Source organism: Streptomyces sp. NPDC007945, assembly GCF_042958885.1.
Classification (GTDB): domain Bacteria; phylum Actinomycetota; class Actinomycetes; order Streptomycetales; family Streptomycetaceae; genus Streptomyces.
Genome location: NZ_JBIBJV010000001.1, coordinates 138,369 through 152,217, shown reverse-complemented (window position 1 = coordinate 152,217; position 13,849 = coordinate 138,369). Strand labels below are relative to the sequence as shown.

The following is a 13,849-nucleotide window of genomic DNA, read 5'->3' as shown; positions in this document are numbered from 1 at the left end:
GGCAGCGCGTGACGGTCAACATGACCAAGGGGCAGGCCATCAGCCTGGAGAAGCAGGGCGGGGGCAGCCTCACCCAGGTGCGGATGGGGCTCGGCTGGCAGGCCGCGCCGCGCCGGGGGCTCTTCGGCTCCCGCACCCGCGAGATCGACCTGGACGCCTCCGCGGTGCTGTTCGCCGAGAAGCAGCCCGTGGACGTGGTCTTCTTCCGCCACCTGGTCAGCGACGACGGCTCCGTCCGCCACACCGGCGACAACCTCGTGGGCGGCGTGGGCCAGGGCGGCGACGACGAGGCCATCCTCGTCGACCTCCAGCGGGTGCCCGTCCACATCGACCAGATCGTCTTCACGGTGAACTCCTTCACCGGGCAGACCTTCCAGGAGGTGCAGAACGCCTTCTGCCGGCTCGTCGACGAGACGAACGGCCAGGAGCTGGCGCGCTACACCCTGGACGGCGGCGGCCAGTACACCGCGCAGATCATGGCGAAGGTGCACCGGGCCGGCTCCGGCTGGCAGATGACCGCCCTGGGCAACCCGGCCAACGGCCGCACCTTCCAGGACCTGATGCCGTCGATCCTGCCGCACCTGTAGGCGGAACCGCGGGCGGACTCCGCCCCGCCGTCGCACCGCAGCTCCCGACGGGCACCGGCCCGCCGGGAGCTGCCCCGCGTGACCGCACGACGAGACCGCGGCACCGATCCACGACCGCACGACCGACCCGAAGCGCCGAGGGGAAACAGAGTCCAGATGACGGCCGAGCTGGTCCGGGGGCAGAACCACCCCCTGCCCGACACCCGACTCGAACTCCGGGTCTCCGCCGGACACCCGGTCGTCGCCGGGGCCACCCTCGGCGACGAGGGTGGCCGCGTCGCCGGCGCCGAGTGGATAGCCCACCCCGGCGCCCCCGTGCGCCCCGGGATCGAGGTGGCCGTCCAGGCCGCAGCCGAGCACCGCATCGCCGTGGACCTCGCGGCCCTCCCGGACACCGTCCACCGGCTCTCCCTCCTCCTCGCGCTGCCGCCAGGAGGCCCCGGCCCGGCCCGCTTCGGCACCGCGGCCGCCCCCTTCGTGGCCGTCGCCGACCCGTCGGGCGCCCCCGTCGCCACGTACACCATCACCGGCCTCGACCGGGAGTCCGCCGTCGTCGCCCTGGAGCTCTACCGCCGCCAGGGCGCCTGGAAGGTCCGCGCCGTCGGCCAGGGGTACGAGGGCGGGCTCGCCGACCTGCTCGCCGACCAGGGCGCACCGGCCGCCGCGGACCTCGCCGCCGCCGTCCTCGACGCGGCAGCCCCCGCCGCCGCCCCGGTGCCGCCGCTGGTCCCCGAGACCGCCCCGGCCGACCCCTCCTCCACCGGCGCGATCAGCTACGCCCACCCCGGCCGCCGCCCCGCCGCCCCGAACGCCGGGCCCGGAGCCGTACCGCCGTCGGATCCGCCGGCCGCGCCGCCGCCCGGGCCGCAGGCCCCGCCGCCCGCGGAGTCCCGGCCCGCGCCGGTCGCCGGGGACGCCAGCGGCTGGTCCATGGACGAGCGCCTCTACAACCAGGTCTGGGGCATGTTCGAGGACCTGGCCAGGACCGTCGCCGCCTACCGCAGCGCCCGCGACTTCGCCGACCACCGCCTCGACCGGGCCATCGACCAGGTCCTCGCCGACCCCGCCACCCGCGTCGGCGCGGCCGGCGACGCCGCGCGGGCCGCCGCCCGGGCCACGCACGAGGAGCTGATGGGCCGCGCCCAGGAGGTCCTCGACCGGGACCTGGCGCAGCTCACCGCCGAGTCCGAGGTCGTCGAACCCGCCCTGCCCGCCGCCTACGCCCGCTGGGACAACCCCGTCTGGCACGCCTACCGGTCCCCGGAGGAGCTCCCGATGGCCGTCCGCCTCGGCGACCTCCACGTCCCCGAGCGGAGCACCCTCCGCATCCCCTTCCTGGTCCGGCTCCCGCTGGAGCGGGGCCTCTGGGTGGACTCGGGGCCCGGCCGCACCTCGGCCGCCGGGCTGCTGGACGAGGCGGAGCTGCGCCGGCTCGCCCTGGACAGCGCCGTCGCCCACACCGCCCGGCTGCTCGCCGCCCACCCGGCGGGCGCGCTCACCGTGCACGTCATCGATCCGGCCGGGGGCGGGGCCGCCGCCTTCGCGCCGCTCGTCGAGACCGGGGTCCTCGCGGCCCCGCCGGCCCAGGGCGCGGCCGGGGTCACCGATGTCCTCGCCCAACTCACCGAGCGGGTGGACCTGCTGCAGATGGCGGTGCGCGGCGACGCCTCCGAGGACCTGCCGCCCGGCTTCGACCCGGCCCGCCAGCTGCTCGTCGTCCACGACTTCCCGCACGGCTTCGACGACCGGGCGGTCACCAGGCTCCGCTACCTCGCCGACGAGGGCCCCTCGGTCGGCGTCCACCTGCTGATGGTCGCGGACCGGGCCGACGCCGCCGCGTACGGGCCGGTGCTCGACCCGCTGTGGCGCTCGCTGCTCCGGCTCACGCCGGTGCCCGACGACCACCTCGCGGACCCGTGGGTCGGCCACGCCTGGACCTACGAGCCGCCGACGGTCCCGCCGGGGAGTGCGGTGCTCTGGCAGGTGCTCGGCCAGGTGGGTGAGGCGCGGCGGCGGAAATCCGGCTGACCCCACCCGTTGCCGGAGGCGGCTCCGACCTGCGCTTTTGAGTCACCTTTACCCTTTCCTTTACCTTCTCTTGGGTCTTCGGGTACTCTTTTTCCAGCGGAGGGGAGTACTCCCCATGCGCGGCGTGCCCGTCAATACGGACGGATCAAGGACATCCGGTCCCGGGGCGTCGGCCCGGCGGGCGTGTGTCACGGCCCCGGGTGGAAGAGACCTCCGGCAGCGACGACGCTGATCAGCCGTACGACGCCGGAGGCGCAGTGGACGTATCGATGACCATCTGGGTGCTGACCATTCTCGGTCTGGGTGCCCTGATCGCGGTCGACTTCTTCATCGGGCGCAAGCCCCATGACGTGTCGATCAAGGAAGCTGGAATCTGGACCGTGGTCTGGATCGTGCTCGCCGTGCTCTTCGGCATCGGCGTCACGATCTGGGGCGGCGGCCAGGCGGGCGGAGAGTTCTTCGCCGGCTTCATCACGGAGAAGTCGCTCAGCGTCGACAACCTCTTCGTCTTCATCCTGATCATGGCGAAGTTCTCCGTGCCGAGCCACCTCCAGCAGCGGGTGCTGCTCATCGGTGTGCTCATCGCCCTCGTGCTGCGGGCGATCTTCATCGCGGCGGGCGCCGCGATCATCGCGAGCTTCTCGTGGGTCTTCTACCTCTTCGGTGCCTTCCTCATCTACACCGCCTGGAAGCTCATCAAGGAGGCCATGGCGGACGAGGACGAGGACGACTGGGACGAGAACCGCATCCTGAAGTCCATCGAGAAGAAGTTCGGCGTCGCGGACCGCTACCACGGCACCAAGCTCTTCATCGTGCAGTCCGGCAAGAAGGTCATGACGCCGCTCCTGGTCGTCATGCTCGCCATCGGCATGACCGACGTGCTGTTCGCGATGGACTCGATCCCCGCGATCTTCGGCCTCACCCAGGACCCGTACATCGTCTTCACCGCCAACGCCTTCGCCCTCATGGGCCTGCGTCAGCTGTACTTCCTGATCGGCGGTCTGCTGAAGAAGCTGGTCCACCTCAGCTACGGCCTGTCGGTGATCCTCGGCTTCATCGGCGTCAAGCTGGTGCTGCACGCCCTGCACGAGTCCGGGGTCCACGTCCCCGAGATCTCCATCCCGGTCTCCCTCGCGGTCATCTGCGGCGTGCTGGTCATCACCACGATCACCAGCCTGATCGCCTCCAAGAGGCAGTCCGAGAAGGCGGCGGCCGAGGCGGCGGAGGCCGCCGAGGGCGTCGACAAGGCCGGCGCCGAGCGCTGACCCGTTCCTTCCGGCACACGGCGACGGCCGGCCCGGGGCATCACGCCCCGGGCCGGCCGTCGCCGTCGTCCGCCCCCCTGCGGTCGCGCCGCCGTCAGGCGGTCGCGCCCTCCACGGCCTCCTCGGGCCGCCGCTCCGGCAGCGTCTCCGGGAGCAGCGCGAAGCAGCCCAGGCTCACCAGGGCCACCACCGTCAGATAGGCCGCCACCCCCCACGGCGGGCCCGAGCCGCCCTCCGACAGGGCCGTGGCCACGATCGGCGTCAGCGCGCCGCCGAGCACCCCCGCCAGGTTGTAGCCCACCGCCGCGCCGGTGCAGCGGACCCGGGGCTCGTACAGCTCCGGGAGATACGCGGCGACCACCGCGAACATGGTGATGAAGGCCATCAGAGCCCCCAGGAACCCCAGGAACATCAGCAGCGGTTGCTTGGTGTGCAGCAGCGCCACCATCGGGAACATCCACAGGGCCGCCGCCGCGCACCCCGCCAGACAGAGCGGCCTGCGCCCCCAGCGGTCGGCGAGCAGGGCCAGGAAGGGCGTCGCGGCGCCCTTCACCGCCACCGCGGCCATCACGCAGACGAGCATCACGGTGCTGCTCACCCCGAGCCGCTCGGTGCCGTAGGCCAGGGCCCAGGTGGAGACCGTGTAGAAGATCGCGTACCCGACGGCGAGGGCGCCGGCGGTCAGCAGCACCAGCCGCCAGTGGTCGCGGGCGACCTCGGCGAGCGGCGCGTTCGCCCGCCGCCCGGACGCGGACAGCTCCTCGAACTGCGGGGTCTCCGCGAGCGAGGAGCGCAGCAGCAGGCCGCCGGCGGCGAGCAGCCCCGCCGCCCAGAACGGCACCCGCCAGCCCCAGGACCGGAAGTCGGCGTCGCTCAGACCGGCGGTGAGCGCCAGCATCACCCCGTTCGCCAGGAGGAAGCCGACCGCCGGGCCGATCTGCGGAAAGCTCGCCCACAGCGCGCGGCGGTGCGGCGGGGCGTGCTCGGCGGTCAGCAGGACGGCCCCGCCCCACTCGCCGCCGAGGCCGAGCCCCTGGAGGAAGCGGAGCACCAGCAGCAGCAGGGGAGCGGCGACGCCGATCGATTCGTACGTGGGGACGCAGCCGACGGCGACGGTGGCGCAGCCGGTGAGCAGCAGCGAGGCGAAGAGCACCGGCCGGCGCCCGTGCCGGTCCCCGACGTGCCCGAAGAGGACCGAGCCCAGGGGGCGGGAGAGGAAGCCGACGGCGAAGGTGCCGAAGGCGGCGAGGGTCCCGGCGAGCGGGGAGAAGGTCGGGAAGAAGAGCGGTCCGAGGACGAGGGCGGCGGCCGTCCCGTAGACGAAGAAGTCGAAGAACTCGATGGCGGTGCCGACGAGCGAGGCGGCGGCGAGCCGGGCCATCGACGGCGGGCCGGCGGCCGCCGGTGGCGACGGAGCGTGACTGTGGCGCATGTGGCGCCAACTACCCGACGGCGCTCGGGGTTACGGGGGCGTACGGGAGCGCCCCCGGCGTCCCCGGGGGCGTGGGCCCGCCCCGGCCGGTGGAGGGGCTACCAGCCGCGCTCGCGCCACTCCGGGAGGTGGGGGCGCTCGTCACCCAGGGTGGTGTCCTTGCCGTGGCCGGGGTAGACCCAGGTCTCGTCGGGCAGGGCGCCGAAGAGCTTCGTCTCCACGTCGTGCAGGAGGCTCGCGAAGGCCTCCGGGTCCTTCCAGGTGTTCCCGACGCCGCCGGGGAAGAGGCAGTCGCCGGTGAAGACGTGCGGGTGGCCGTGCGGGTCGTCGTAGACGAGCGCGATCGAGCCCGGGGTGTGGCCGACCAGCCGGCGGGCGGTGAGCTCGACCTCGCCGACGCGGATCGTGTCGCCGTCCTCCACCGGGACGTCGGTGGCGACCGGGATGCCCTCCGCGTCGTACGCGCCCGCGTACGTGGTCGCGCCGGTGGCGGCCACGACCTCGGCCAGGGCCTGCCAATGGTCGCCGTGCCGGTGGGTGGTGACGACGGCGGCGATGCCGTCGTCACCGATCAGCGTGAGCAGGGTCTCCGCGTCGTTGGCCGCGTCGACGAGCAGCTGCTCGCCGGTGGCCCGACAGCGCAGCAGGTACGCGTTGTTGTCCATCGGGCCGACCGCGACCTTGGAGATCATCAGGTCCTTCAGCTCGTGGACGTCGGCCGGACCGCCCACCCTCACCGCTCCGCTGTACGTCATGGCCTCAGACTAGCCCCGCCCGCCGACGGCGGTCCCGGTGAGCCGGGCGCTACAGCGGCGGGAGCGCGGGCAGCACGCCGCCCTCGGTCTTCAGGGCCGAGCCGTCGCGGCGGCCGGCCAGCCAGCCGAGGAGTTCGGGAGCGGGGCCGGAGACGGTGACGGCGGCCTCGCCGGAGGGGTCGCCGGTCGTCCAGGTGCGCCCGTCGTCCGCCCGCAGGGCGGTCGTCGGCACGTTCCCCATGGTGCTGAAGCGCTCGGCGAGGAAGTCGATCTCGCGCCCGACGAACTCCTCGGGAAGGTCCTCCAGCTCGTAGCCGCAGCCGAGGTCCACGTGGTGCAGGTCCACCTCGACCCAGCGGCGGAAGGGGATGCGGGAGGCGCGGTCGGTGATGCCGTTGCGCAGCTCGACGACACGGTTCCAGTCGGCCGGGACGGCGGCTGCGGCCCGGAGGCGCTCGGCCGTCGCGCGGACGTCGGCGAGCTGGACGTCGAGGGGGCGGCCGGCGTCGCGCTCGATGTCCGCGTCGCGCGCTTCGGCGCTCGGATACATGGGGCGGCCTTCGAGGACGTTCACCAGGGCCTCGGCGTTCCGGGCCAGGTGGGCGAGGACGTGGCCGCGCGTCCAGCCCGGAAGCCGTGACGGCTGGGCCACGGCGGCGTTGTCCCAGGAGGCGGCGTCGGTCAGCAGCCGCTCGGTCGCTTCGTGCAGGGAGGCGAGGTCGCGCTCGTGATCGATCATGGCGCCGACCCTAGCGCCGACCACTCGTTCGGGTGAAGCGGGCAGGCGACGGCCGGAAATCGAATGTACGTGCTATAGGCTCGATGGTGGCAGCCGCCGACCACGGAAGCATCCGGCATCCTTGGTTGTTGGGTGTTATGTCCATCCGCTCTCTCAAGAAAGGTGCGGACCGGCGTGGCCGACCGTCTCATCGTCCGTGGCGCGCGCGAGCACAACCTCAAGAACGTCTCGCTCGATCTCCCCCGTGACTCCCTCATCGTCTTCACCGGGCTCTCGGGATCGGGCAAGTCCTCCCTCGCGTTCGACACGATCTTCGCCGAGGGGCAGCGCCGGTACGTCGAGTCGCTCTCCTCGTACGCACGGCAGTTCCTCGGTCAGATGGACAAGCCGGACGTGGACTTCATCGAGGGTCTCTCGCCCGCCGTCTCCATCGACCAGAAGTCGACCTCGCGCAATCCGCGCTCCACGGTCGGCACCATCACCGAGGTCTACGACTACCTCCGCCTGCTCTTCGCCCGCATCGGCAAGCCGCACTGCCCCGAGTGCCGCCGGCCGATCTCCCGCCAGTCGCCGCAGGCGATCGTCGACAGGGTCCTGGAACTGCCCGAGGGCAGCCGCTTCCAGGTGCTCTCCCCGCTCGTGCGCGAGCGCAAGGGTGAGTTCGTCGACCTCTTCGCCGACCTCCAGACCAAGGGCTACAGCCGCGCCCGGGTCGACGGGCGGACCATTCAGCTCAGCGAGCCGCCGACGCTGAAGAAGCAGGAGAAGCACACCATCGAGGTGGTCGTCGACCGCCTCACCGTGAAGGACTCCGCCAAGCGCCGGCTCACCGACTCCGTCGAGACCGCCCTCGGGCTCTCCGGCGGCATGGTCGTGCTCGACTTCGTCGACCTCGCCGAGGACGACCCCGAGCGCGAGAGGATGTACTCGGAGCACCTCTACTGCCCGTACGACGACCTCTCCTTCGAGGAGCTGGAGCCCCGCTCCTTCTCCTTCAACTCGCCGTTCGGCGCCTGCCCCGACTGCACCGGCATCGGCACCCGCATGGAGGTCGACCCCGAGCTGGTCGTCCCCGACGAGGAGAAGTCCCTCGACGAGGGCGCCATCCACCCGTGGTCCCACGGCCACACCAAGGAGTACTTCGGCCGGATGATCGACGGGCTCTCCCAGGCCCTCGGCTTCCGCACCGACATCCCCTACGCGGGCCTCCCGCAGCGGGCCAAGAAGGCCCTCATGCACGGCCACAAGACCCAGATCGAGGTCCGCTACCGGAACAGGTACGGGCGCGAGCGCGCCTGGACCAGCCCCGCCTTCGAAGGCGCCGTCTCCTTCGTGAAGCGGCGGCACAGCGAGGCCGAGAGCGACTCCAGCCGGGAGCGCTTCGAGGGGTACATGCGCGAGGTGCCCTGCCCCACCTGCCACGGCACCCGCCTCAAGCCGATCGTGCTCGCGGTCACCGTGATGGAGAAGTCCATCGCCGAGGTCTCCGCCATGTCGATCAGCGACTGCGCCGAGTTCCTGGGCCGCCTCACGCTCAACGCCCGCGACAAGAAGATCGCCGAGCGAGTCCTCAAGGAGGTCAACGAGCGGCTGCGCTTCCTCGTCGACGTCGGCCTCGACTACCTCTCCCTCAACCGCGCGGCCGGCACCCTCTCCGGCGGCGAGGCGCAGCGCATCCGGCTCGCCACGCAGATCGGCTCCGGCCTGGTCGGCGTGCTGTACGTGCTGGACGAGCCGTCCATCGGCCTCCACCAGCGCGACAACCACCGCCTGATCGAGACCCTCGTCCGCCTCCGCGACATGGGCAACACGCTCATCGTCGTCGAGCACGACGAGGACACGATCAAGGTCGCCGACTGGGTCGTGGACATCGGCCCCGGCGCCGGCGAGCACGGCGGCAAGGTCGTCCACTCCGGCACCTTGAAGGAGCTCCTCGCCAACGAGGAGTCGATGACCGGGCAGTACCTCTCCGGCCGCCGGGCGATCACCACCCCGGACGTCCGCCGCCCCGTCGACCCCGGACGGCTGCTCACCGTCCACGGCGCGCGCGAGAACAACCTGCGGGACATCGACGTCTCCTTCCCGCTGGGCGTCCTCACCGCCGTCACCGGAGTCTCCGGCTCCGGCAAGTCGACGCTGGTCAACGACATCCTCTACACCCACCTGGCGCGCGAGCTGAACGGCGCCAAGACGGTGCCCGGCCGGCACACGCGCGTGCAGGGCGACGACCTCGTCGACAAGGTCGTGCACGTCGACCAGTCGCCGATCGGGCGCACCCCGCGCTCGAACCCGGCGACGTACACCGGAGTCTTCGACCACGTCCGCCGGCTCTTCGCCGAGACGATGGAGGCGAAGGTGCGGGGCTACCTGCCCGGCCGCTTCTCCTTCAACGTCAAGGGCGGGCGCTGCGAGAACTGCTCCGGCGACGGCACGATCAAGATCGAGATGAACTTCCTCCCGGACGTGTACGTGCCGTGCGAGGTCTGCCACGGGGCCCGGTACAACCGGGAGACCCTGGAGGTCCACTACAAGGGCAAGTCCATCGCCGAGGTCCTCGACATGCCGATCGAGGAGGCCCTCGACTTCTTCGAGGCCGTCCCCACGATCGCCCGCCACCTGCGGACGCTCAACGAGGTCGGGCTCGGGTACGTCCGGCTCGGGCAGTCCGCGCCGACGCTCTCCGGCGGCGAGGCGCAGCGCGTCAAGCTCGCCTCCGAGCTGCAGAAGCGGTCGACCGGCCGCACGGTCTACGTCCTCGACGAGCCGACCACCGGTCTGCACTTCGAGGACATCTCGAAGCTCATCAAGGTCCTGTCGGGCCTGGTCGACAAGGGCAACTCGGTGATCGTCATCGAGCACAACCTCGACGTCATCAAGACCGCCGACTGGATCATCGACATGGGCCCCGAGGGCGGCAGCGGCGGCGGCATGGTCGTCGCCGAGGGCACCCCCGAGGAGGTCGCCTCGGAGCCGGCCAGCCACACCGGCAAGTTCCTCCGCGAGATCCTCGGCGCGGACCGCGTCAGCGACGCGGGGGCGCCGGCGGGGCGCGGCGCGACGGCGAAGAAGGCCACCGTGAAGAAGACGGCGGCGAAGAAGGCGCCGGCCGCGAAGAAGGCGGCCGCGGCGAAGAAGCCGGCCGCAGCGGCGAAGAAGGCCGCGCCGGCCAAGAAGACGGCGACCCGCACCCGCAAGGCGTGACGCCACCGCCGGGGGCAGTCCGGGGCCGCGAGCCCCGGCCTGCCCCCGGCGCGCGTACGGGCACGGCGGGACGCGACCGCGCGGGCGGGGGAGGCGTGTGACTTCCGGCCGGGCGCGTGCGGCTGCTGGACCGGTGTAGGCAGGGCGCACGGGACGGGGCGGTGTGCGCGTGGCTCACGCTCCGGCGTGTGCGTGGCTCCCTGTCCGGCGGACGCGTTGCTTCCGGGTCCAGTGTGTGTGGGTGGGCGCGGCGGACGCGTGGCTCCCGGTCCGGCGTGTGTGTGGGGGGGCACGGTCCGGCGGACGCGTGGCCTGCCGCCCGGTGTGTGCCGGGCTGCGGTCCCGTGGTGGGGGCGTGGTGCGGGGGGCGGCGGGTGGGTCGAGTTCGGTCGTGGGGCGTGTGGGGGCGGTCGAAACCGGAGCAAAGGGCGCGGGTATCGTCGGGGGGCCACCGTCCCCGCACCCTGTGGAGCGCGATCATGTCCGGCCAGTCCACCCGCCGTACCGTCCTGAAGGGCGCCGCGCTCGCCGGTGCCGCCGGGCTGGGAGTCGCCGCCTGCTCCACCGAGTCGAAGCTGGGGCACGCCGGCGTGCCGACGCCGACCGCGCCCGTCGACCTGGGTTCGCCGGACGAGGTGCCGGTCGGTGGGGCCAAGCTCTACCGCGAGCAGAAGATCCTGGTGAGCTGCCCCGCCAAGGGCCGGTACCAGGCCTTCAGCGCCCAGTGCACCCACGCCGGCTGCGTCCTCGACAAGATCGAGGACAACGAGGGCAACTGCCCCTGCCACGGCAGCCGTTTCGACGTCACCACCGGCGAGGCGCTCAAGGGCCCCGCCACCGCCCCGCTGCCCGCCGTCGACGTCCGCGTCGAGGGCGGCAAGCTCATCGCCGGGCCGAAGGCCGCGCCCTCCGCCTGACCCGGCCCGGACGGTTCAGGACCAGTCCCAGTCGATACCCAGGATCCCCGGGCGCACGCCCTGCTCCACCAGGTGCACCGTGCGGTGCCGGCCGCCGAGCGTCAGCTCCGTACGGCCACCGCGCGGGGCGCCCGCCGACGCCTGGGCGAAGCGCCGGCAGCGTACCGGCAGGGCCGCCTCGTCGAAGGCCACCTGGAGCACGTACTGCCCGCCCGCGAAGCTGAAGCCGCGCACGTACTCGCCGCTCGGGCCGGCCGTCCCGTCCTCGAAGCCGTACGTGAACAGGTGCGTGTCGCCGGCCCGCAGCCGCGCGTCGAAGAGCAGCTCGGCGACGACGACGCCCGTCTCCGCGTGCCACCGCACCCGCCCCGTTCGGCAGTTCTCCACCGACCGGACCCGCACCCGCGACGGATCGCAGCCCGGGTCGCCGTGGTGGATCGCGAGGTACCGGTCGACGCCGTCCCGGTGCGCCCGCACCACGTGCTGCGACTCGCGGCCCACCAGCTCCCGGCCGGGGCCGATCCGCACCCGCTCGTGGTGGCCGACCGTGTGCAGCCCGCCGTCCGTCGGCGACTCCAGCTCCGCGAACAGCTCCTCCACCGCGCCCGAGGCCTCCACCAACGAGCGGTACGCGCGGGCGGCCGGCCGCTCCACGTCCTCCCGGGCCGCGTCCTCCGTGAGCAGCCGCAGCAGCGAGTTCCCCGGTAGCTGGAGCACCTCCTCCAGGGCCCGGACCGCCTTCAGGGACTCCGGCCGCTGCGGCCGACGGGCGCCCTGCTGCCAGTAGCTCAGCGAGGTCACGCCGACCTTGACGCCCCGGTGCGCGAGATGGTGCTGGACCCGCTGGAGCGGCAGCCCGCGCACGGCCAGCGCGGTCCGCAGCGCCAGGTGGAAGGGGCCGGTGTGCAGCAGTTGCACCAGATCGGCCTCGGCGTGGTTCACACGGGCCTCCTCGGGCTCCTCGGGCTGTCGGGCTCATCGGGCTATGGGGCTGTCGGGCCGGCGGGTTCCGCGAGCGCGGGACTCCTCGGGCTCCCGGATTTCCGGGGTGAACGTTCACGCGCGCGGCACGGACCCCAGGGACCCGGACGGCGGGCGGGCAGGTGGGCGGCGGGCACGCGTTCACACCCGCGCCACACCGTTCACAGCCCGATGTCACCCCGCATTGAAGCGTGTTGACCCGCTCCCGACAACGACCGATGCTCCAAGCGGTGTCCGGACGCCACCCCCCCCCCCCACGCACCCCCCACCCGTCCCCACCCCCCGCACCGGGAGGATCCCCATGCGCAGACGACTCCAGAACGGGAAGCGGAGCCTCGTGGCGTTCGCCGCCGCCGCGCTGCTCCTCGTCCCCACCGCGGCCTCGGCGTCCGCCGCGCCGGCCCCCGTCCCCGCCGATACGGCCACCGCGCTCGGCGCCAAGCGCCTGAACATCACCATGCAGGCCCAGCAGAAGAGCAACTGGTGCTGGGCCGCCGGTGGCAACACCATCGCGACCTGGTTCGGCCGCGGCTACAGCCAGAACCAGTTCTGCAACGCCGCCTTCCAGCGCCAGCAGGGCTACGACTGCCCCAACTGGCAGGCCACCCTCGGCAACGTCCAGACCGGGCTCTCCTGGGCGGGCGTCAGCCCCGGCTCGTACGTCGACGGCTGGCTGCGCTACTCCACCGTGCAGACCGAGATCAACGCCGACCGGCCCGTCGAGACCCGCATCCAGTGGTCGAGCGGCGGCGGCCACATGCACGTGCTGTACGGCTACGACGACGCGAACAGCTGGGTCTACTGGGGCGACCCCTGGCCCACCAGCAATCGGTACAACTGGGCCTCCCACGCGTGGTACGTCAACAACGGGTCCTTCTCCTGGACCCACTCGCTCTACCGGATCGGGGCGTGACCATGACCACCACGACCGCACTCGTGACGGGAGCCGCCGCCGCGCTCCTCGCCCTCGGCGCCGCCGCCCCGGCCGCCGCCTCGGGTCCCGGCGCGCCCCCGCCGGTGGCGCCGACCGCCGAGCGGGCCGCCGCCGCGCCCGAGACCCTGGCCACCGTCGGCCGCTTCTTCGCCCGTGACGGAGAGTTCGCCCGCACCGACGCCGCGCCCCGGATATCCGGCGCGTCGGTCCCCGTGCGGATCCTCTCCGCCGACTTCGTCGCCGGGAAGCCGGGCGCGCCCGTCGCCCGGGAGGAGTTCCGGGCCAGCCTCGCCGTCGCCGCGGACGGCCGGAAGGCGTCGCTGTGGACGGTACGGAGCTCCGCCGGCTGGCAGGTGGTGAACATCGCCACCGGTGACGACGAGCTCCGGTACGCCCGCGAAGGCGCCGGGCGGCTCCCCGGCGGGCTCGTCTTCCGCGAGCCGCAGATCGACGCCTGGTACGTCCAGAAGGGGACGAAGGTGCTCCCGCTGGACGAGGACGCGGTCCGGGCCGTCGGCCGGAACGGCACCACCCTCGCCGCCTACCGCGACCGCGTCGCGCGCGCGTACGCCGACAAGCTCCCCGACTCCGCGTACGCCCGCAAGGGCGCGGCCGGCGGCTACGCCCCCGCGGCGCCCGGTTCCGCACCCGTGGCCGCGGCCGCCGGGCCCACCGCTCCCGCCGAGGGCACGGCGGCGGGCGGGCCCCGCCACCAGCCGGCCGCGGCCACCGCCGCCTCCACGGTCGCCGCCTTCGGCGCCGTGGCCGCCCTCGCCCTGATCGGCGCCACCGCCCTCCGCCGCCGCACGGCCTCCCGCCGCACCGGGGAGGCCTGACCCCGCCCGGCCCCGGCCCACCGGGCCCGCCCGGCCCACGAGACCCACCAGGCCACCCCGGCCCGCCGGGCCCACGGGGCCACCCCGCCCCACCGAGCGCCGCCCCGGCACGCATGGCCACCCCGGCGTGCCGGGCCCGGCCGCCCGCGGGGCGGCCGGGCCCCGCCGCCCCCG

Annotated in this window: 11 protein-coding genes; 7 read left to right on the top strand and 4 right to left on the bottom strand. The window is 73.5% G+C overall.

Annotated features, from left to right (window positions below; genetic code table 11):
* The first annotated feature begins 8 nt into the window (after positions 1–8).
* The 3 genes from ACFZCF_RS00715 to ACFZCF_RS00705 all read left to right on the top strand — a co-directional run bounded on the left by ACFZCF_RS00715 (position 9) and on the right by ACFZCF_RS00705 (position 3,880).
* Complete coding sequence (locus ACFZCF_RS00715; protein ID WP_388439361.1) at positions 9–587, top strand: TerD family protein; 579 nt, start codon at positions 9–11, stop codon at positions 585–587.
* A gap of 156 nt (positions 588–743) precedes the next feature.
* Entirely contained in the window at positions 744–2,615 is a 1,872-nt protein-coding gene (locus tag ACFZCF_RS00710) for a TerD family protein (RefSeq protein WP_391283705.1), read from the top strand.
* A gap of 269 nt (positions 2,616–2,884) precedes the next feature.
* Positions 2,885–3,880, top strand: coding sequence for a TerC/Alx family metal homeostasis membrane protein (locus ACFZCF_RS00705; protein ID WP_388439355.1), 996 nt, complete (start codon positions 2,885–2,887; stop codon positions 3,878–3,880).
* 94 nt (positions 3,881–3,974) lie between these two features.
* Here ACFZCF_RS00705 and ACFZCF_RS00700 read toward each other — a convergent pair whose 3' ends face one another.
* The 3 genes from ACFZCF_RS00700 to ACFZCF_RS00690 form a co-directional block, all read right to left on the bottom strand.
* Positions 3,975–5,261, bottom strand: coding sequence for an MFS transporter (locus tag ACFZCF_RS00700; protein WP_391284752.1), 1,287 nt, complete (start codon positions 5,259–5,261; stop codon positions 3,975–3,977).
* A gap of 149 nt (positions 5,262–5,410) precedes the next feature.
* Entirely contained in the window at positions 5,411–6,067 is a 657-nt protein-coding gene (locus tag ACFZCF_RS00695) for an MBL fold metallo-hydrolase (RefSeq protein WP_391283702.1), read from the bottom strand.
* 49 nt (positions 6,068–6,116) lie between these two features.
* Complete coding sequence (locus ACFZCF_RS00690) at positions 6,117–6,806, bottom strand: maleylpyruvate isomerase family mycothiol-dependent enzyme (protein WP_391283700.1); 690 nt, start codon at positions 6,804–6,806, stop codon at positions 6,117–6,119.
* Positions 6,807–6,980: 174 nt separating this feature from the next.
* On the opposite strand from ACFZCF_RS00690, the gene uvrA reads away from it, so the two are divergent.
* A complete protein-coding gene (uvrA, locus tag ACFZCF_RS00685; protein ID WP_391283699.1) occupies positions 6,981–10,007 on the top strand; it encodes an excinuclease ABC subunit UvrA in 3,027 nt (1,008 codons plus the stop codon).
* Positions 10,008–10,486: 479 nt separating this feature from the next.
* Positions 10,487–10,924 (top strand): Rieske (2Fe-2S) protein, encoded by a 438-nt coding sequence (locus ACFZCF_RS00680; protein WP_388439343.1) that lies wholly within the window; start codon positions 10,487–10,489, stop codon positions 10,922–10,924.
* 15 nt (positions 10,925–10,939) lie between these two features.
* On the opposite strand, the gene ACFZCF_RS00675 is transcribed toward ACFZCF_RS00680, so the two are convergent.
* Positions 10,940–11,866, bottom strand: coding sequence for a hypothetical protein (locus ACFZCF_RS00675; protein WP_388439340.1), 927 nt, complete (start codon positions 11,864–11,866; stop codon positions 10,940–10,942).
* A gap of 340 nt (positions 11,867–12,206) precedes the next feature.
* On the opposite strand from ACFZCF_RS00675, the gene ACFZCF_RS00670 reads away from it, so the two are divergent.
* Positions 12,207–12,818 carry a papain-like cysteine protease family protein gene (locus tag ACFZCF_RS00670; protein WP_388439337.1) on the top strand — a complete coding sequence of 204 codons (612 nt, stop codon included), beginning with the start codon at positions 12,207–12,209 and terminating at the stop codon, positions 12,816–12,818.
* 2 nt (positions 12,819–12,820) lie between these two features.
* Positions 12,821–13,675: a hypothetical protein gene (locus ACFZCF_RS00665; protein WP_391283696.1), complete on the top strand. Its 855-nt coding sequence runs from the start codon at positions 12,821–12,823 to the stop codon at positions 13,673–13,675.
* The last annotated feature ends 174 nt before the right edge of the window (positions 13,676–13,849 follow it).